The 19,101-nt window shown below is 69.0% G+C and carries 21 protein-coding genes; 14 read left to right on the forward strand and 7 right to left on the reverse strand.

What is annotated here, in order from left to right; genetic code table 11:
* Positions 1-12 precede the first annotated feature (12 nt).
* Positions 13-987, reverse strand: a complete 975-nt coding sequence (locus AB0H42_RS18980) for an aldo/keto reductase (RefSeq protein WP_357057394.1) — start codon at positions 985-987, stop codon at positions 13-15.
* A gap of 242 nt (positions 988-1,229) precedes the next feature.
* Between AB0H42_RS18980 and AB0H42_RS18985 the strand changes: the two genes are divergently transcribed.
* The 6 genes from AB0H42_RS18985 (at position 1,230) to AB0H42_RS19010 (ending at position 6,657) form a co-directional block, all read left to right on the forward strand.
* The gene (locus tag AB0H42_RS18985; protein ID WP_357057395.1) at positions 1,230-2,180 is read left to right on the forward strand and encodes an undecaprenyl-diphosphate phosphatase; all 951 of its coding nucleotides are present in this window, start codon (positions 1,230-1,232) and stop codon (positions 2,178-2,180) included.
* Positions 2,181-2,316: 136 nt separating this feature from the next.
* Entirely contained in the window at positions 2,317-3,018 is a 702-nt protein-coding gene (locus tag AB0H42_RS18990; RefSeq protein ID WP_357057397.1) for a histidine phosphatase family protein, read from the forward strand.
* 123 nt (positions 3,019-3,141) lie between these two features.
* A complete protein-coding gene (locus AB0H42_RS18995) occupies positions 3,142-3,726 on the forward strand; it encodes a DUF3090 domain-containing protein (protein ID WP_357057399.1) in 585 nt (194 codons plus the stop codon).
* Positions 3,723-4,520: an SCO1664 family protein gene (locus AB0H42_RS19000; RefSeq protein ID WP_357057401.1), complete on the forward strand. Its 798-nt coding sequence runs from the start codon at positions 3,723-3,725 to the stop codon at positions 4,518-4,520. Before AB0H42_RS18995 ends, AB0H42_RS19000 begins: the two co-directional genes overlap by 4 nt.
* 166 nt (positions 4,521-4,686) lie before the next feature.
* Positions 4,687-5,928 (forward strand): cysteine--1-D-myo-inosityl 2-amino-2-deoxy-alpha-D-glucopyranoside ligase, encoded by a 1,242-nt coding sequence (mshC, locus tag AB0H42_RS19005; protein ID WP_357057403.1) that lies wholly within the window; start codon positions 4,687-4,689, stop codon positions 5,926-5,928.
* 165 nt (positions 5,929-6,093) lie between these two features.
* A complete protein-coding gene (locus AB0H42_RS19010) occupies positions 6,094-6,657 on the forward strand; it encodes a TetR/AcrR family transcriptional regulator (RefSeq protein ID WP_357057405.1) in 564 nt (187 codons plus the stop codon).
* Between the two features lie 34 nt (positions 6,658-6,691).
* Here the strand turns inward: AB0H42_RS19010 and AB0H42_RS19015 are convergent, their stop codons facing one another.
* A complete protein-coding gene (locus AB0H42_RS19015; protein ID WP_357057407.1) occupies positions 6,692-7,270 on the reverse strand; it encodes a helix-turn-helix domain-containing protein in 579 nt (192 codons plus the stop codon).
* A 185-nt stretch (positions 7,271-7,455) separates the two neighbouring features.
* Between AB0H42_RS19015 and AB0H42_RS19020 the strand changes: the two genes are divergently transcribed.
* Positions 7,456-8,115, forward strand: a complete 660-nt coding sequence (locus AB0H42_RS19020; RefSeq protein ID WP_357057409.1) for a class I SAM-dependent methyltransferase — start codon at positions 7,456-7,458, stop codon at positions 8,113-8,115.
* Positions 8,116-8,305: 190 nt separating this feature from the next.
* On the opposite strand, the gene AB0H42_RS19025 is transcribed toward AB0H42_RS19020, so the two are convergent.
* The 4 genes from AB0H42_RS19025 to AB0H42_RS19040 all read right to left on the reverse strand — a co-directional run bounded on the left by AB0H42_RS19025 (position 8,306) and on the right by AB0H42_RS19040 (position 12,072).
* Entirely contained in the window at positions 8,306-9,907 is a 1,602-nt protein-coding gene (locus AB0H42_RS19025; protein WP_357057411.1) for an acyl-CoA synthetase, read from the reverse strand.
* 41 nt (positions 9,908-9,948) lie between these two features.
* Complete coding sequence (locus AB0H42_RS19030) at positions 9,949-11,199, reverse strand: hypothetical protein (protein WP_357057413.1); 1,251 nt, start codon at positions 11,197-11,199, stop codon at positions 9,949-9,951.
* 5 nt (positions 11,200-11,204) lie between these two features.
* Positions 11,205-11,756 carry a hypothetical protein gene (locus AB0H42_RS19035; RefSeq protein WP_063127138.1) on the reverse strand — a complete coding sequence of 184 codons (552 nt, stop codon included), beginning with the start codon at positions 11,754-11,756 and terminating at the stop codon, positions 11,205-11,207.
* Between the two features lie 115 nt (positions 11,757-11,871).
* Positions 11,872-12,072, reverse strand: a complete 201-nt coding sequence (locus tag AB0H42_RS19040) for a ferredoxin (protein ID WP_357057415.1) — start codon at positions 12,070-12,072, stop codon at positions 11,872-11,874.
* Positions 12,073-12,449: 377 nt separating this feature from the next.
* On the opposite strand from AB0H42_RS19040, the gene AB0H42_RS19045 reads away from it, so the two are divergent.
* The 5 genes from AB0H42_RS19045 (at position 12,450) to AB0H42_RS19065 (ending at position 16,832) form a co-directional block, all read left to right on the forward strand.
* Positions 12,450-12,851: a carboxymuconolactone decarboxylase family protein gene (locus tag AB0H42_RS19045; protein ID WP_357057417.1), complete on the forward strand. Its 402-nt coding sequence runs from the start codon at positions 12,450-12,452 to the stop codon at positions 12,849-12,851.
* Between the two features lie 70 nt (positions 12,852-12,921).
* Positions 12,922-13,797: a TIGR03619 family F420-dependent LLM class oxidoreductase gene (locus tag AB0H42_RS19050; protein WP_357057419.1), complete on the forward strand. Its 876-nt coding sequence runs from the start codon at positions 12,922-12,924 to the stop codon at positions 13,795-13,797.
* Entirely contained in the window at positions 13,797-15,059 is a 1,263-nt protein-coding gene (locus tag AB0H42_RS19055) for a glycosyltransferase family 4 protein (RefSeq protein WP_357057421.1), read from the forward strand. The genes AB0H42_RS19050 and AB0H42_RS19055 overlap by 1 nt, the downstream gene beginning before the upstream one ends.
* Positions 15,053-15,784 carry a class I SAM-dependent methyltransferase gene (locus tag AB0H42_RS19060; RefSeq protein ID WP_357057423.1) on the forward strand — a complete coding sequence of 244 codons (732 nt, stop codon included), beginning with the start codon at positions 15,053-15,055 and terminating at the stop codon, positions 15,782-15,784. Before AB0H42_RS19055 ends, AB0H42_RS19060 begins: the two co-directional genes overlap by 7 nt.
* Positions 15,771-16,832 carry a prenyltransferase gene (locus AB0H42_RS19065; protein ID WP_357057425.1) on the forward strand — a complete coding sequence of 354 codons (1,062 nt, stop codon included), beginning with the start codon at positions 15,771-15,773 and terminating at the stop codon, positions 16,830-16,832. Before AB0H42_RS19060 ends, AB0H42_RS19065 begins: the two co-directional genes overlap by 14 nt.
* Positions 16,833-16,853: 21 nt before the next feature.
* Here AB0H42_RS19065 and AB0H42_RS19070 read toward each other — a convergent pair whose 3' ends face one another.
* Positions 16,854-17,720 carry an LLM class F420-dependent oxidoreductase gene (locus AB0H42_RS19070; protein WP_357057427.1) on the reverse strand — a complete coding sequence of 289 codons (867 nt, stop codon included), beginning with the start codon at positions 17,718-17,720 and terminating at the stop codon, positions 16,854-16,856.
* Positions 17,721-18,086: 366 nt separating this feature from the next.
* On the opposite strand from AB0H42_RS19070, the gene AB0H42_RS19075 reads away from it, so the two are divergent.
* Both AB0H42_RS19075 and AB0H42_RS19080 read left to right on the forward strand, forming a co-directional pair.
* Positions 18,087-18,869, forward strand: coding sequence for a GntR family transcriptional regulator (locus AB0H42_RS19075; protein WP_357057429.1), 783 nt, complete (start codon positions 18,087-18,089; stop codon positions 18,867-18,869).
* Positions 18,870-19,097 (forward strand): ferredoxin family protein, encoded by a 228-nt coding sequence (locus tag AB0H42_RS19080; RefSeq protein ID WP_033246130.1) that lies wholly within the window; start codon positions 18,870-18,872, stop codon positions 19,095-19,097.
* The last annotated feature ends 4 nt before the right edge of the window (positions 19,098-19,101 follow it).

Below are 19,101 nucleotides of genomic sequence, written 5' to 3' on the forward strand. Positions count from 1 at the left end.
CCCGCCCCCGCACTACGGGGTGGAGCTCACATCGTCGAGGGCGGCGGCGATCGCCCGCGGCAGTTCCAGCGTTTCGGCGGCCAGGACCCCGGTGAGCTGACCCATATCGCGGGCACCGACGAGCATGCTCGCGACCCCGGGCCGGTCTCGCACCCACGCGAGTGCGACCGCCAGCGGGGAGGTGGCCAGTCCGTCGGCCGCGGTGACCAGAGCGTCGACGACGGCGGTGGCGCGGTCGTCGTCGAGGCGGCCGCGGATCTCGGCGGCGGTCGCCTCGTCGGCGGCGCGGGAGTCCGCCGGGACACCGTCCCGGTATTTCCCGGTGAGGATGCCGCCTGCCAGCGGCGCGGTGGCCACCAGGCCGGCGCCGTGGTGCGCGGCGGCCGGCGCCGTATCGTCCTCCGCGCCGCGGGTGAGCAGCGAATACGGGGTCTGTACGGCGGTGACCGGGCTGACCGCGGCCAGGCTGGCCAGCTGCCAGGCGGTGAAGCCGCGGACACCGGCGTAGCGGGTGCGCCCGGAGGTGATCGCGTATTCCAGGGTCGCGGCGATCTCGTCGAGCGGGGTGCTCGCGTCCCAGGCGGTGATCTGCCAGAGGTCCAGGTGGTCGGTGCCCAGTTCCAGCAGTGTGCGGTCCAGCTGCCGCAGCAGGCTGCGGCGCGAGCAGTCGACCGTGATCCGGGCCTGCCCGGGCGGCGGCGGGTCGCTGCCCGCGGGGACCGACGGGTAATACGGAACCAGGCCCGCGCCGGCGCACAGGACGAACTCGTCGCGCGACACCAGATCGCCGAGGAGGTCGGCGAGGATCCGTTGTGCGGCCCCGCCGGCATAGGCGGGGGAGGTGTCGACGAGAGTGCCGCCGGATTCGGCGAACGCGATCAGTTGCGCGGCGGCGGTATCGGGGTCGGTGTGGCTGCCCCAGGTATGGGTGGCCAGCCCGATCCGGGAAACCCTCAGTCCGCTGCGGCCGACGGTGCGCTGTTCCATCACCGAGTCTCCCTGTCCGGCACGGTTCGACAAATCCTCACGGCGCCCAGCCTAGAGCGTGTTCGCGCGGTGGCGGTCGGGGACGAACGGTCCGCTCGGCGTGTCCGCCGCAGTGGCGGCCGCTGCGCGGTATCCGGGGCGGGCACTGTAGGGTCGCTGCCGGTCGTCGCCGTACCCGGACGCGGCCGGGGTGCCGTAAGACCGAAGGCGGAGCGGGTTTTCGGCGTTGTACAGGAGGATGTGTGGTTGGCGAGTCGATGACCTGGGTGCAGGCGTTGGTACTCGGGTTGGTGCAGGGTCTGACGGAGTTCCTGCCGGTGTCGTCGTCGGGTCATCTACGGATCGTGTCCTCGGTGTTCTTCGGGGAAGACGCGGGCGCGTCGTTCACTGCGGTGACCCAGCTCGGTACCGAGGCCGCAGTGCTGTTGTTCTTCGCCAAGGACATCTGGCGCATCGTGCGGGTGTGGTGCGCCACGGTGTTCGAGAAACTGACCACGCGGTCCCGGGAGAACGTGCCGGTCAGCGAGATGGTCACCACGAAACTTCCGGTGGTCACCGGAACCGGCCCGGCCGGTTACGACCCCGGGGCCGAGGCGCAGCGCGCACTCGATTACCGGATGGGCTGGTATGTGATCATCGCCACCATCCCGATCGGTGTGCTGGGGCTGGTCTTCAAGGATCAGATCCGCACCGGCGCCCGGAATCTGTGGGTGGTGGCGATCATGCTGATCGTTTTCGCGCTGGTGATCGCGGCGGCCGAACACTTCGGCCCGAAACAGCGGCCGCTGGAACAACTCACCACCCGGGACGGGCTGGTGATGGGCTTCGCGCAGTGCCTGGCGTTGATCCCCGGGGTGTCCCGGTCGGGTGCCACCTCCAGCGCGGGCCTGTTCCTCGGTTTGGAACGGGAGGCGGCGGTGCGGTTCTCGTTCCTGCTGGCGATCCCGGCGGTCACCGCGTCCGGACTGTTCAGTCTCCCCGATGCTTTCGAACCCGCGGGTGAGGGGCTCAACGCCTCGGGCGCCCAGCTGCTGGTGGCGACCCTGGTGTCGTTCGTGGTGGGTTACGCGTCGGTGGCGTGGCTGCTGCGGTTCGTGGCGAAGCATTCGTTCTACTGGTTCGTCGGCTACCGGATCGTGCTCGGCGTCGTGATCATCGGTCTGCTCGCGGGCGGGGTCGTTTCGGCCACATGACCGACAGAGACGACGCTGCCGCGACGGCCGATTCCGGGTGCGCCGCGGGTGCGGCCGCGCCGGGCCTCGGAGGTGTTCCCGCTGTGCGCGGACTTGCCGATGAGCTCCGCCCGACCGCGCCTATTAGGCTGGCCGCATGACGGTGATCCTGCTGCGACACGGTGTGTCGACCTCCAATAGCGGCGGCACTCTCGCCGGCCGCAGTCCCGGTGTGGAACTCACCGACCGCGGTGGCGAACAGGCCCGGACCGTCTCGGACCGGCTCGCGGGCCTGCCGATTTCGCGGATCGTGACCTCACCGCTGCTGCGTTGCCAGCGCACCGTATCGCCGCTGGCGGCCGAACTCGGCCTGGAACCGGTGGTAGACGACCGCCTCGCCGAGGTCGATTACGGCGAGTGGACCGGTCGCCGGATCCAGGACCTGCTGCAGGAGCCGCTGTGGCAGGTGGTGCAGCGGCATGCGTCGGCGGCGGTGTTCCCCGGCGGCGAGGGGCTGGCGCAGGTGCAGGCGCGGGCGGTGTCGGCGATCCGCGAACACGATCGCGCCCTGGCCGAACTGCACGAGGGGGACCAGTTGTGGGTGGCCTGCACCCATGGTGATGTGATCAAAGCGGTGCTCGCGGACGCGCTCGGCATCCATCTCGACGGATTCCAGCGGATCATGGTCGAGCCCGCCTCGCTCAGCGTTGTCCGCTACACCCGCACCGCGCCGTTCGTCACGCGGATGAACGACACCGGTGCGGACCTGTCCGGTCTGGCGCCCGCGCCGAAGGCCGAGTCCGGCACATCCGGACCCGTGCCCGGTGGGGAGATCGGGGCAGGAAGGAAAGACGGATAATGGGTATGCCCGATACCGGCGAACGCGCCACCTCTCGGCGGCATCGGGCGAATCGGCGTCCGCGCCGGGATACGGCGCAGCGGGGTACCGCAGCCGAACAGGGTCACGTATCAGGAGGTGCATGTGTCACGAGCAATCCATGTTTTCCGCACCCCCGAACGTTTCGTCGCCGGAACTGTCGGTGAGCCGGGCGATCGCGCGTTCTACCTGCAGGCGGTGGAGGAACCCCGGGTGGTGAGTGTGCTGCTGGAGAAGCAGCAGGTAAAGGTTCTCGCCGACCGGATGGGACTGCTGCTCGACGAGGTGGCGCGGCGATTCGGTGCCGAGGTGCCGCCGCAGGCCGATCAGGTCAACGACAACGCGCCGCTGGTCACGCCGATCGATGCGGAGTTCCGGGTCGGCACCATGGGGCTGGGCTGGGACGCCGACGCGGGTGCGGTGGTCGTCGAGTTGCTGGCGATCACCGAGACCGAGGTGGACGAATCGGTGGTCCTCGACGATACCGACGAGGGCCCGGACGCGGTCCGGGTGTTCCTCACCCCCGATCAGGCACGCGAATTCGCGCTGCGGTCCACCCGGGTGATCTCGGCCGGACGGCCGCCGTGCCCGCTGTGCGGCGAACCGCTGTCGGCGCGCGGGCACATGTGTGTGCGCACCAACGGGTACAAGCGCGGTGAACTGTTCGGCGCGAACGATCTGGAGGAATGACCGTGCCCGGCCCCGTGGACGCGCTGCGCGCGGGTGAACTGACGGTGCTGGGCCGGGTGGGAGTCGCCAGCAATGTGACCCTGGTCTGTGATCTCGCCACCGGCGACGGCGATCTGCGGGTGGTGTACAAGCCGGTCCGCGGTGAGCAGCCGCTGTGGGATTTCCCCGACGGCACCCTGGCCGGGCGTGAGGTGGCCTCGTATCTGATCTGCGCTGCGATGGGCTGGACGGTGATTCCGGAAACGGTGTTACGGGACGGGCCCTACGGTCCGGGAATGGTTCAGCGCTGGATCGCCACCCGGGAGCCGAACAGCGCCCGGCTGGATCTGATCGATCTGTGCCCGCCGGAGCGGGTGCCGGACGGTTTCCGTGAGGTGCTGCGCGCCTACGACGGCGCCGGGGACGAGGTGTCGCTGGTGCATGCCGACGATCCGCGGTTGCGGCGGATGGCGGTGCTGGACGTGCTGTTGAACAACGCCGACCGCAAAGGCGGGCACGCCCTGGAATCGGCCGACGGCGAGGTGTACGGCGTCGACCACGGGATCTGCCTGCACCAGGAGAACAAACTGCGCACGGTGCTGTGGGGATGGGCCGGGGAACCGATACCGGCGGATCTGCTCACCGATATCGCCGCGTTCACCGAAACCCTGCCCGGCGCGCTCGCCGATCGCCTGGCCGACCATCTCACCGACCCCGAGATCGACGCCCTGCTGCGCCGGGCGAAGCGCCTGCTCGACGAACCGGTGCTGCCCTTCCCCGAGACGTCACGTCCCATTCCGTGGCCCGCTTTCTGACCCGGTGACCCGGCGCCGGCGCCGGATTCGCTCTGTCTGAAGCCAACGGTTGTCTTCTCCCCGCGGCTGCGTTTGCGCAGGTCCACGGACCACCGGCGACCATGGTCGCGGCGCGCGCGGCGGGGTGGGCGGGGCGCGGCGTGTCACGCCCTCTACTCTCGAAGGTATGCAGTCCTGGTCCGACACCCCGATCCCCGCGGTCCCCGGAACAGGGCCACCGTTGCGGTTGCACGACACCGCCGATTCCTGTACTCGCCCGGTGACCCCGGGCAATACAGCCACCATGTACGTGTGCGGGATCACCCCGTACGACGCCACTCATCTCGGTCACGCCGCCACCTATCTGACCTTCGATCTGGTGAATCGGGTGCTGCGCGACGCCGGCCGTGAGGTGCATTACGTACAGAACGTCACCGATGTCGACGATCCGCTGTTCGAGCGGGCGAACCGGGACGGGGTGGACTGGCGGGACCTGGGCACCGGCGAGATCGAACTGTTCCGCGAGGATATGGCGGCGCTGCGGGTGCTGCCGCCGCGGGAGTACGTGGGCGCGATCGAATCGGTGGAGGAGGTCGTCGAACTGGTCGGCAAACTGCTGGCCTCCGGTGCTGCCTACACCGTCGAGGACGAGCAGTACCCGGATATCTATTTCCGCACCGACGCCACCGAGCAGTTCGGGTACGAATCGGGCTACGACCGCGCCACCATGGAACGCCTGTTCGCCGAACGTGGCGGTGACCCGGACCGGCCGGGCAAGCGTGATCCGCTGGACGCCCTGCTGTGGCGAGCCGAACGTCCGGGGGAACCGTCGTGGCCGTCGCCGTTCGGGCCGGGGCGGCCCGGCTGGCATATCGAATGCGCGGCGATCGCGGTGAACCGGCTGGGTACCGAATTCGATATCCAGGGCGGCGGCAGCGATCTCATCTACCCTCATCACGAATACTCCGCCGCCCACGGTGAGGCATTGGCCGCGGGCCGTCGCTTCGCCCGCCACTACGTGCACACCGGCATGATCGGGCTGGACGGGGAAAAGATGTCCAAGTCCAAGGGCAATCTGGTGCTGGTGTCGAAACTACGGGCCCGGGGCGTGGATCCGGCGGTGATCAGGCTGGGCCTGTTCGCCGGCCACTATCGCGCGGACCGGATGTGGACCGACAGTGTGCTCACCGAGGCCGATACGCGGCTGCGGCAGTGGCGGCAGGCCACCGCGGTGGCCGCCGCGCCGCCGGCCGCCGATACCGTCGCCCGGCTCCGCACCCATCTCGCCGACGATCTGGACACGCCGGCTGCGCTCGCGGCCCTGGACGCCTGGGCGCACGGCGCGCTCGAATACGGTGGCGCCGACCCGGCCGCGGGTACGGATATCGCCGCGGCGGTGGACGCGCTGCTCGGCGTACGCCTGCGCTGACCGGGGCGCGGCGAGCGCTCGGCTTCGGGTATACGACCTTTCGTCCGACGGTGGACCGGCCGCGCCGGTGGTGACCTTTCACCACTCCCGGCCGGACGGGGTCGCTCATGGGGTACTGTTCGATCCTCGAAATCCCCACCCGTTCACCGAAGAGATCGGCGCCGTATGTCTCGTATCGTCAGTAAGGACAATTACTTCGACACCGGCCTGGAGGTTCTGTCCGAGCTCGGTTTCCGGCACCTCAACATCGGCGTGCTGTGCCGGCGGCTCGGGGTGACCAGCGGATCGTTCTATCACCATTTCGGGAGCTGGCAGTCGTATGTGGATGCGCTGCTGGAACATTGGGAGAACCGGCAGGTGCTGATCCTGCGTACCCTGAATTTCGACCCGTCCACACCCGATGCGGCGATCCGGGCCCTGTCGGATCTGACGCTGGGCCTGCATCACCGGGCGGAGGCGGCGATCCGGGCCTGGGCGGCCAACGACGAGGCGGTCGGGGTGGCGCTCAAGCGGGTCGACGAATCTCGGCGCCGCACCGTGCGCAAGACGATCACGGGCGTGGTGGGCGACCAGCGGATCGCCGCCGTCGACACCGAACTCGGTATGGCCCTGCTGATCGGCTACCAGCAGATGGTGGCCGCCGGTCAGCAGGTGTGCCTGGACGACCTCCTCGGCGAGTATGCGCGGCTGGTCTACTCCCACGTCCGCCGCCCGGCCGTGAGCGGTTAGCGGGGCCGCAGTACCCGATTCCGGGTCGCCGAGATCATTTCAGGACGAGCAGCGCCGCCTTTTCCAGCCGGTCGGCGATATCGGCGTACGACTCGTAGCCCATGCCCGCGCGGACCAGAGCTCCCGCGTACAGCAGTTCCAGCGATTCCACGGTTTCGAGGTCGGCTTCGGGCGCCAGGGCCCGGGTGATGCGCTGCCGGATCTCCATCCCGATCCGGGTCCGCAGATGCTCGACGTCGGGGTCGCGGCCCAGCAGCGCGCTCGTCACGGCCCCCGACAGTTCCTGTTCGTCGGCCACCAGCAGGGCGATCCCGCGCAATTCGGCCAGTACCCGCACGGTGGGGTCGGCGTCGTGGCTGACCGGGCTCTCCGAGGACCGGATCCGGCGCCAGAAGATCTCCGCGACCAGATGTTCCTTCGAGGAGAAGTACGTGTAGGCGGTCGCGGTGCCCACACCCGCGGCGGTGGCGACCATGCGGATGGTGAGTCCGGCGAAACCTTCGCGGGACAGCACTTCCATCGCGGCTCTGGTGAGCTTGTCCACGGTGTCCGCCTGCTTGCCGCTCAAGCGCCGCCGAGTGGCCTCGAGAATTCTGGAATCGCCTTCGGACATGTGTCTAGATAGTAGTGTCGGTCGAGTGCCGGATCAACTTCCGCCCAGCCCACAGCCCGTGAAGTAATGTCGGTAACCACCGTGGCCCGCCTTTCGGAAGAGAGCTCCCCACCGCCGATGACGCGATACCTCCGCCAACGCTTCGGCCTCCCCGGCCCGTCTGTACCTGCTTCGAAGGAGGCTTGATGCCCGTTCCGCCGCCCCCGCTGACCGACGAACAGCTGTTCGACCATGCCCGCCGCGCCACCGGGTTCATGCCGGAGGAGGAGGGGCGCGCGCTGCATGCCGCGGCCGTGAAGTACTGCAGGGGCGGGGTGATCACCGAGATCGGCACCTACTGCGGGAAGTCGGCCATCCTGCTCGGCGCCGCCGCCCGCGCGCAGGGCGGGGTGGTGTTCACCGTCGACCACCATCACGGCTCCGAGGAACACCAGCCCGGCTGGGAGTACCACGACACCTCCCTGGTCGACCCGGTCACCGGCCTGTTCGACACCCTGCCCCGATTCCGGCACACCATCGACACCGCGGGCCTGTCCGATACCGTTGTCGCGATCGTCGGCACCTCCGTGCGCGTCGCCGCTACCTGGCGTACCCCGATCGATTTCCTGTTCATCGACGGCGGCCACACCGAAGAGGCCGCCGACCGTGACTACCGCGGCTGGGCCAAGTGGGTGGTTCCCGGGGGCGGACTCGCTATCCACGACGTGTTCCCCGACCCCGCCGACGGCGGCCAGGCGCCCTACGGCATCTACCGCCGGGCGATCGACAGCGGCGAATTCCGCGAGATATCGGTGACCAACTCGCTGCGCATCCTGGAACGGGTCGAGCCGAGCCCTGAACTTTGACCGCCGGTCGCGGACACTGTCGAAAGCCCGGCCGCCGTATGGTTCGGCGTATCACTCGACATCCCCGGCCCGAGCCCAACCGATGGCGGACCGGGGACGATATGTCGCCGGACCGCGATGGCCTGGTCCGGCCGATGGGCATCTCCGTCGGTACCACCGGATCTCCCATCGGCCCGCGCCGCACTACGGGTCAGTCCGTCCGGTGATCGGGTGGACGCTCCGCCGCGTACTTCCTGGCCCAGGTGTAATCGGGTTTACCGCTGGGGGACCGCACGATGGTGTCGGTGATCCATACCGCGCGGGGCACCTTGTACCCGGCGAGGTGGCCGCGTACGTGGGCGCGTAGATCCTCGGGGTCCAGCGTGTCCCCGGTGAGGCTGACGACCACGGCGACCTGCCGGCCCCAGCGTTCGTGCGGCACCCCGATCACGGTGGCGTCGTAGATAGCGGCGTGCGATTTCACCACGCCCTCGACCTCTTCGGCGAACACCTTCTCCCCACCGGTGTTGATCACCATATTGCCGCGGCCGATCAGGCTGATGGTGCCGTCGTCCTCCAGCCGGGCCCGGTCGTCGGTGACCACGATACGCTTCCCGTCCACGACCTTGAACAGTTTCGCGGTGCGCTCCGGATCCTTGTAGTAGCCGATCGGGACCGCGCCGGTCTTCGCCAGCCAGCCCTCTTCGCCCGGTTCCACCGGACGCCCGTCGTCGTCGACGACCACCGCGCCGCGCCCGATCGACACCCGCGGTTTCCGCGCCGGGTCCTCGTCGCGCTGCGCGAATCCGATACCGCCGAAACCGGTTTCGGAGGAGCCGATGGAATCGGAGACGAACAGGTTCGGCATCAGGTCCAGCAGCGCGTTCTTGGTCGGCTGGGTGAGCAGGGCGGCGCCCGAGGCGATCATGAACAGTCCGGTGGCGTCGACGGGATCGGCGCGGTAGGAGTCGATGAGCGGACGGGCCATCGCGTCACCGGTGACGACCAGGACGCCGGGACGTTCGGCGGCCACCGTGCGCCAGACGTGGGCGGGATCGAACCGGGGTACGAAGATCACGCAGTTTCCGGACCACAGGGCGATGAAGGTCGGCATCATGGCCGCCAGATGCATGAGCGGCGGCAGGATCATCCAGGTGGAGGGTTCACCTGCGGCGCCGGTGCGGGACTGCTGGTATTCGTCGGTGACGGGTTCGTTGCTGTAGAAGTCGATCCCGCCGCCGAGGACCCGCCACATGTCCTCCTGCCGCCACAGCACGCCCTTGGGCATACCGGTGGTGCCGCCGGTGTACATGACGAACAGATCGTCGGCGGTGCGCGGCACCTCCGGCCGGATGGTGGGTGCGGCTGCGGTGACCTCGGCCAGGCAGTCGACACCGGGGTCGGCCGGAGTACGGTCGTCGGCCGCGCACAGCAGATATTTCAGCCGCGGCGACCGCTGCGCCGCGGCACGTACCGCCTCCCCGTAGCAGGCGTGGTACACCAGATATTCGAGGTCGGCATTGTCGTAGAGGTAGGCGAGTTCCTCGGGGCCGTACCGGAAATTGATGTTGACCGGTACGGCGGCCAGCTTGAAGCAGGCGATCAGCGTCTGCATCGTATCGATGCTGTTGTGCATCTGGAACCCGATATGCGTGCCGCGGGTGACCCCCTGGGCCGCGAGGTGGTGGGCGAGTTGGTTGGCGCGTTCTTCCAGTTCACGGTAGGTTACGCGCCGACCCTCCTCGATCAGCGCGATCCGGTCGGGCACGGCGTCGACCGAATGTTCGAACAGGTCGGCGAAATTATTGGCCATATCAGTCCTGCGGTGGGCCGGGCACTGGGTGCCGGGAGGGGTCAGATAACGGTGAGGGGCAGTGGGATACCGCGGTCGGCGAACCGGAAATCGACGCCCGTGCTGAAGCGGGTGATCGCCACCTCCGGCGCTTCGGCGAACGGTTCGTCGGCGCGTGCGATCTCGGCGGTCCAGCCGTCGGGTCCCTCGTCGACGACCCGGCTCCGCAGATGCGGGTCGACCCCGCGGACCAGGGCGTCCAGCGGGCCGAGACGGTCGGGTTCGATCATCGACAGCCAGCCGCGGTCGGTGAGTGCGCCGCTGCCGGCGGGGAACCGGATCCGTAGGACACCGATGCCGGGCTCGACGTCGACATCGGTGTAGTGCCGCGGATTCAGCGCCGGATGTACGCGCAACACCTGGGCGAGCGCATCCAGATCGGTGCCCAGCCCGAGGCTTGCGCGGATCCGTTCCGAGGCCACCCCGGCGATTCCGGTGAACTGTTTGCGCCCGATCTCCAGTGCGGCGTCGTCGTCGGTGCGTTCGTGCACGGCGATCATGAACCCGAGCACCAGTAGATGCTGCTGCAGGCACACCTCCTCGGCGATGCGGACCAGCGCCGAATGCGAGAAGTCGGCGAACCGTAGATCGCTGAGCAGCGGCCCGCTGTAGTCGGCGTGGCCCTCGTCGCCCGGGTCGATATCGGCCAGCGGTAACCGCGCGGCGATCGACTCCGCCACCAGCGCCGCGTTGCGCGGTACCTCCGGCGGGGTGTGCGATTCGTCGATGATCACCGTCCACGCGCACATGGGATGCCGGTCGGCGGGGACGCGCGGCGGGCGGTGGATGGGCCGCACCTGGGCGTATTTGTTGGTGGCCAGTGCGGTGGCGTCGAAGGTGGGATCCTCGATGTCGTGGCACATGGCCGTCACATAGTCGGGACCCATCGGTTCGACGTCGACCAGGGCGCCGCAGTGGTCGAGCCAGAACTCGCCGTGGCGGGCATCGTCGACGCGGAACCGGAAGTCCATGAACTGCGGTGGCGCACCGATATCGAGCTGTAGTCCCTTGAAGATGGTGACGACGTCGTCGCCGGTGTAACCGAGTGCCTGCTGCATCCGCCGGGTGTAGATCGGGCTGGACAGCTGCCATTCCTCGATCGCGACCTCGGCCATCCCTTCCCGGCCGAACGCGGAGATGCAGTGCGCCATCCCGGACCGGTCGATCAGCTGCCCGCACAGCAGCAGTTCGGGCACCAGGACGGCCAGCTGCTCCCGGGTCAGCTTGTGGAACCTGCTGGTGGGTACGAACATCGGGATCACCAGAGGGAGGCCGGCGCGGTGCCGATCCGGTACCACCCCGGCAGCCGGCCGGAGGTGGCCTTGGCGATCCGCGCGTTCATCCCGTCCGACATCGCCTTGTCGGTCATCATCTCCAGGAACAGCGCGGAGACATTGCCGTAGTCGAAGAAGTCGCGTTGCCACGACCACTGGTAGTCGCCGCCGTAGCGGAACCAGCTGCCGCCGATCCCGTTCACCGTGTACTTGCTGCCGTCGGCGCGGGGCGTGGTGTCGTAGACCTGCTTCCAGAAGCCGATCACGTCGCCGCTGCGCTCGTCGATGACGAACTGCTGGTAGGGGTACTGCCAGCCCTCCAGGCCCTCCATCTCCTGGCCGAGCGCGAGATCGCGGATCTCGTCCCGGCCGACGGCCATGAATTCGTCTTTGGGGCCGTAGTTCCAGCCGTAGGTAGCGTCGGCGGTGTACATATCGGCGAGCGGCTTCCAGTCGCCGAGCTTCTCACATCGTTCGTTCTCCGCGACCCAGCGGCGCACCATCTCGTCGAGTTCGGCGCGGTCGAAACCTGTCATGGATGTGTCCCTTTCGAATGAACCTGTCGGGGGTGGAGCGGTCGGTTGCGGTGGTCATCGGGACCGAGCGAGGTCTGCGTGGTCACGGTGCGCCAGAGCCTCCGGGCCGGCTCGCTCAGTCCGTGTCGGCGACGAGCAGCAGGGCCTGGGTGGGGCAGTAGCGGACGGCATTGTCGACGTCGGCTTTCAGTTCCGGGCCCGGGTTCGGGTCGAGGATCTCCACCTGGCCGCGTTTGGGTACGGCGAAGACGTCCGGCGCTTCGGCGGCACAGACGGCGTGTCCCTGGCACAGGTCCAGATCGGCCACGATCTTCATGATGCGTGCTCCCTCGGCGTGGAGTGTGCGGGGCGGTTTCCCGGGGCGGCGGGGCGTGGCGCTCCCGGGTCGGAACCTGCCCGGTCCGAGAACGAGTTCCTCCCGGTTGAAGGGCGGGCGGCCCATTGGGAAGACACATAGCTGGACATGTGTCTGGACGCTACCATCGACAGGTGTTTCCGACAACGATTCAGCGATTTTCCCAGAATCGGTGCCGGCGCCGCGGCGATTCACGAAGTTGCGGGACATGCTGTCCTGACGGTTTCCGGCGGCGCGAACGAGAACGTGTTCTTGCGTGGCGGCGAGCGTCCGGATTATATTCCGTACACCTGTCCAGACACTTCCGGCGGAGCGGATCCGGCGGAGAAGGAGCAGCCATGAGCGACCCCACCCCCGAGTCCACCGTGCGTGAACGCGGGCTGGCCAAGATGGCGGAGGTCTACGGATGGGAGTTCAAGGACGGCCCCGGCGACCATTTCGCCGTCACCGCCGACCACCTGTTCGCCGATATCTGGTCCCGCCCCGGCCTCAGCCTGCGGGACCGCAGGCTGCTGTTGCTCGGGGCGCTCACCGCCCAGGGCCTCTTCGATGTCGCCGGTATCCAGATCGGCGCCGCCCTGTACAACGAGGAACTCGACGAAACCCAGCTGCGGGAGATCGCGCTGTTCCTCTGCCACTACGTGGGCTGGCCGGCCGGCACCTCACTGGACCATGTGATCGGCGCCCAGCTCGTCCAGCACGCCAAGAAGGCGAAGAAGGCCGCCGAGAACGGCCGCTGACGATCACGATCTTCCACCCGCCGGGACGCGCCGCGACCCGCCGGCCCCACCACAGACAAGGCACACAGGTATGCGTTTCGGCATCGTTCTGTTCACCAGTGACCGCGGGATCGCCCCCGCCGCCGCGGCCCGGGCCGCCGAGGGCCACGGATTCTCCTCGTTCTATGTCCCCGAACACACCCATATCCCGGTGAAACGCGAAGCCGCGCATCCCCAGACCGGCGACGCGTCGCTGCCCGACGACCGCTATATGCGCACCCTCGACCCGTGGGTCGCGCTCGCCACCGCCGCCGCGGTCACCGAACGGATCGAACTGGCCACCGCCGTCGCGCTGCCGGTCGAACACGATCCGATCACCCTCGCCAAGACCATCGCTTCGCTCGACCACCTCTCGGGCGGCCGGGTCACCCTGGGCGCGGGCTTCGGCTGGAACACCGACGAGCTGGCCGATCACGGCATACCCGGCAACAAACGGCGCACGGCCCTGCGGGAATACCTGGAGGCCATGCGGGCGCTGTGGCGCGAGGACGAGGCCGCCTACGACGGCGACTTCGTGCAGTTCGGGCCCAGCTGGGCCTGGCCCAAGCCGGTCGACCGCACCGTTCCCGTCCTGATCGGCGCGGCCGGTACCGAACGGACCTGCGCCTGGATCGCGAAACACGCCGACGGCTGGATCACCACCCCGGGGGAAAACGATATCTCCGGCAGTCTGGCGACGCTGAAGAAGGCATGGGCCGACGCCGGCCGCGAGGGTGCGCCGCGGGTGGTGGCCCTGGATTTCAAACCTGACGCCGGACGCCTGGCGTCCTGGGCCGCCGACGGCGTCACCGATGTGCTCTACGGCCTGCCGGACAAGGGCGAACCGGAGGTGCGTGCCTATCTCGAACGGCTGGCTGGCACACTGCGAAGCATGAATTCGATCACCGAGACGGGCGAGGACAGCTAGTGCGGATAGCCCTGTTGTCCTACCGCAGCAAGCCTCATTGCGGTGGGCAGGGAGTCTACGTGCGCCGCCTCAGCGCCGGACTGGCCGAACTCGGCCACGACGTGGAGGTCTTCTCCGGTCAGCCCTATCCCGCCGACCTGGATCCGCGCGTAACCCTGACCGAGGTGCCCAGCCTGGACCTCTATCGCGACGACGACCCGTTCCGCACGCCGCACCCCCGCGAGATCCGGGACCGGATCGATCTGCTGGAACTGGCCACCATGTGGACCGCCGGTTTCCCGGAACCACGCACCTTCAGCATGCGCGCGGCCCGGCTGCTGCGCGGACGGGTCCACGATTTCGACGTCGTGCACGACAATCAGTGTCTCGGCAGCGGGCTGCTCGATATCGCGAAACGGCTGCCGCTGGTCGCCACCGTGCACCACCCCATCACCAAGGACCGCGAAGTGGACCTGGCGGCGGCCGTCTGGCGGCGCAAACCCCTGGTGCGCCGCTGGTACGGCTTCCTGGGTATGCAGGAGCGCATCGCCCGGCGGATCCCCGATCTGCTCACCGTCTCCTCGTCGTCGGCCACCGATATCGCCGACGATTTCGGTGTCGATCCCGCTCAGCTCAACGTCGTGCCGCTGGGTGTGGACACCGAACTCTTCGCGCCGCGCGGTCCCCGGGTGCCGGGCCGGATCGTCGCCGTCGCCAGCGCCGACAAACCCCTCAAGGGCATCACGCATCTGCTGCAGGCGCTGACCCGGCTGCGGATCACCCACCGGGTCGAACTGCAGCTGGTGGCGAAACTGGAGCCCAACGGGCCCACCGAGAAGCAGATCGCCGAACTCGGCCTCTCCGATATCGTCACGGTGCGCCCCGGGCTGACCGATACCGAACTCGCCGACCTCCTGGCGTCGGCGGAGATCGCCTGTATCCCGTCCCTCTATGAGGGATTCTCACTGCCCGCGGTGGAGGCCATGGCGTCGGGGACCCCGCTGGTGGTCAGCCGCACCGGTGCGCTCCCGGAGGTCGTCGGCGAGCCGGGCGTCTGCGCCGAACTCACCGAACCCGGCGATTCCGCCGAACTGGCCCGGGTGATCGGGCAGCTGCTGGATTCCCCGCAGACCCGGCAGCGGATGCAGGCCGCCGCCCGGAACCGGGCCGTCTCGGTGTTCAGCTGGGAATCGGTGGCCGCACAGACCGTGCAGGTGTACGAGCGGGCCATCGCCCGGCACACCGGATCGGCCGAATTCATCACAGGAGGCGCCTCGTGCTGACCGTCGACTTCGACCGCGCCGGGATCGGCCCGGGGACCCGGATCATCGATGTGGGCTGCGGTGCCGGCCGGCATTCGTTCGAGGCCTACCGCCGCGGCGCCGACGTGGTCGCCTTCGACCAGGACGCCCCCGAACTCGCCGGGGTCGCCACCATGTTCGAGGCCATGGCCCAGGCCGGGGAGGCGCCCGCCGGAGCGAAAGCCGAAGCCGTCCACGGGGACGCGCTCGATCTGCCCTACGGCGCCGGGGAGTTCGATGTCGTCATCGCCTCGGAGATCCTGGAGCACGTCCCCGCCGACGACGCCGCCATCGCCGAACTCGTGCGGGTCCTGCGCCCGGGCGGACAGCTGGTGGTGACCGTGCCGCGGTGGCTGCCCGAGCGGGTGTGCTGGGCGCTGTCGGACGAGTACCACGCGAATGAGGGCGGGCATATCCGCATCTACAAGGCGGACGAACTGCGGGACAAGATCACCGCGCGCGGCCTCCGGCACACCCACCGTACTCATGTGCACGCCCTGCACTCGCCGTACTGGTGGATCAAATGCGCGGTGGGCGTTCACAAGACCGAGCATCCGCTGGTACGTGCCTACCATCGGATGCTGGTGTGGGACATGATGAAACAACCGGCGCTGACCCGGACCGCGGAGCGGCTGCTCGACCCGCTGGTCGGCAAGAGCGTGGCGCTGTACTTCAGCAAGCCGGCGGTGACCCGTGCCGGCGGGTGAACTCCCCTCGGTCCCTTCGGTTCTCACCCGCCGCCAGATCCTGCAGACCGCGCAGTCCATCGCCGCCGCGCAGGAGCCGGACGGCGCGATCCCGTGGTTCCCGGGCGGGCACACCGACCCCTGGGATCACATCGAATCGGCAATGGCACTCACCGTCGCGGGCCTGCGCGACGAGGCCGTCACCGCCTACACCTGGTCGGCGCGCACCCAGCGTCCCGACGGATCGTGGCCCCGGCAGTTCCGCGCCGGCGCGATCGAGGACCCGGCCACAGATGTGAACTTCTGCGCCTATCTCGCCACCGGTGTCTGGCACTACCTAGCGGTCACCGGCGATACCGCGTTCGCGGCCGATCTGTGGCCGGTGGTGGCCGCCGCGATCGACCTGGTCGTCGCGAGCCAGGGTGAGCACGGTGAGATCTATTGGCTGCGCGACGGCGACAAGGTCCTGCCCGAGGCGCTGGTGACCGGTTCGGCCAGTATGTACCACAGCATCGGGGCCGCTCTGGCGCTCGCGCGCCGGCTCGGCGACCCCCGCCCGGAGTGGGAGACCGCCCGCGACCGGCTCGGCACCGCACTGCGCGGCCACCCGGAGGTCTTCACCCGCAAGGACCGCTATTCGATGGACTGGTACTACCCGGTCCTGGGCGGGGCGCTGCGCGGACGGGCGGGCTACGACCGTATCGCCGAACGCTGGGACACCTTCGTGGTCGGCAATATCGGTATCCGCTGTGTCAGCGACCGGCCCTGGGTCACCGGCGCCGAAACCTGTGAACTCGTCCTGTCCCTCGACGCACTCGGTGACCGTGACCGCGCGCTGGGCCTGCTGGCCAGCATCCAGCATCTCCGGGAGGCCGACGGCTCCTACTGGACCGGGCTGGTGTACGCGGACGGGAAACGCTGGCCGGTGGAACGCACCACCTGGACCGGCGCCGCGGTGATCCTGGCCGCCGACGCCCTGTCACGGGCGACTGCCGGCAACGGGATTTTTCGCGATCTCGCCGCCGACGCCGTCCCGGGGCGGGCGGTGCCCGTGCGGGTCACCGGCTGACGCCCGGGACGGCGCCACCGCTCAGAGTTCGGCGAGCTTCGGCACCACCGGGGCGAGTGTGTCCACCCATCCGGCCGGGGAGCCGCCGGGCGGCATGACGATCGCGGTGTGCACGCCGAGCTCGGCGTAACCCGCCATCTGGCGGACGAAATCGTCGTGTGCGGTGGGGTCCGGGCTACCCGCCAGCACGGTTTTGCGGATCCGGTCGTAATCGGTGCCCAGATCGTCGCAGTGGCGGCGCAGTACATCGAGTTTGTGCCCGACTTCCTCGGTGCTCGATGCGAACAGATTGCAGGCGTCGCCGTAGCGGGCCACCAACCGCAGCGTGCGCTTCTCCCCGCCGCCGCCGATCAGCACGGTGGGCCGGTGCAGCGGCTGCGGCGAACACAGGGTTTCCGCGAGCTGGTAGTGCTTGCCCTCGAACGGTCCGTTGTGCTGCGGATCCCACATCTGCGCGCAGATCCGCAGTGCCTCCTCCAGCCGGTCGAACCGTTCCCCGAGGGGCGGATACGGCACCCCGAGCCCATGGTGTTCCCGGTCGAACCAGGCGGCCCCGATCCCGAGCGCGGCGCGGCCGCCGGAGAGCACATCGAGGGTGGTGACGATCTTGGCGAGTAGCCCGGGGTGCCGGTAGGTCACGCCGGTGACCAGCAGGCCGAGCTCGATCGTGGAGGTGTGCGCGGCCATGTACCCGAGGCTGGTGTAACCCTCCAGCATGTTCGCCTCGGCGGGCAGCCCGGTCGGTTCGATCTGGAAGAAATGGTCCATGAACGATAGCCAAGTCGCCCCGGCCGCCTCCGCTGCCGCGCCGACGAGTGCCAGTTCACCGGCGATGGCGCCGGTACCGCCGTCGATCTCGAAGATCGGAATGTGCAACCCGAGTTCCATCGGATTCGTCTCCCCTTGCCGTGGTGGATTATCCGTCGCACACACGCTACGACCTGGAGAGCGCTCCAGGTCAAGCCGTGGCGGGCGGGTCGGGAGGATGTATCCGGCCCGAGACCACGGCGTCCCGGCGCGGGTTCCGTCGCGTCGCCCGGGCACTCTGCCGCTGCGGTTCCCGGGCGCGCGGTCGATCATTCGAATCGGCCTGATCCCAACCCCGGCGGCCCTCGCGCGGGTGGCGTAATGGCGATATCGGCCCGGATCCGCGCTGGTCGCGTCCCTCGGCGCCCGGCGAATTGCGCCGGCCCGTCCGGCTGCCGCCGGTCGGCGGGCCCGGATCGCCCCGAAACGCCGCTATCGTCAGCGTTCATGCAGGTCAGCGATACGAACACCGAGCGGACAGGCGGTACGGCCGGTGTCCGCCGGCTCCGGGCCGACCAGGCCCGGCGCATTGCCGATATCCTCCGCCACCAGATCCACGCCGGCACCCTGGGCGATACCCTGCCCAGCGAACAGCGGCTGGCCGCCGAGCACGACACCTCCCGGAACACCATCCGCGACGCCCTGGCGCTGCTCCGCGACGAAGGCCTGATCGACCGCGCGCCCCGCGTCGGCACCCGGGTGGCCGCCCGCAAATACGACCACGGTCTGGACGCGCTGCTGGGCCTGCAGGAAACCCTGGAGGGCCGCGGCACCGTCCGCAACGAGGTGCGGGCCGCACAGCTCATCACCGCGCCGCCGGCGGTGGCCCGGCGACTCGGGGTCGCCCCCCGCGAGCAGGTCGTCTACCTGGAGCGGCTGCGATATCTCGGCGAGCAGCCGCTGAGCCTGGATCTCACCTACCTCGCTCCCGAGATCGGTGTGCGCGTCCTCGACCACGACCTCGCGCACACCGATGTCTTCGTGCTGCTCGAACAGCTCAGCGGCCGGTCCCTGGGTTCGGCCGACCTCACCGTGGAGGCGATCCCCGCCGACCGGCACACCGCCGCCACCCTCGACGTCCCCGACGGAGCACCGCTGCTCATGCTCGAACGCCTCACCCGGCTCGACGACGGAACCCCCGTCGACCTGGAATACGTCCGGATGCGCGGTGACCGGATCACGCTGCGCGGCAGCCTGTCCCGCGGCATCCCCGAATGGAAGGTCCTCTAGATGGCTCTGGCGAACCAGCGCACCGATATTCCCGTGACCATCGACGAATCCCTGTGTATCGAAGGCTGCACGCTGTGTGTCGAGATTTGTCCGCTCGACTCCCTGGCCATCAACCCCGACAACGGGAAAGCCTTCATGCACGTCGACGAATGCTGGTACTGCGGGCCCTGCGCCGCCCGCTGTCCCACCGGCGCCGTCACTGTCAATATGCCGTATCTCCTGAGGTAGACCT

This window comes from Nocardia sp. NPDC050799 (assembly GCF_040654015.1).
Lineage (GTDB): Bacteria > Actinomycetota > Actinomycetes > Mycobacteriales > Mycobacteriaceae > Nocardia.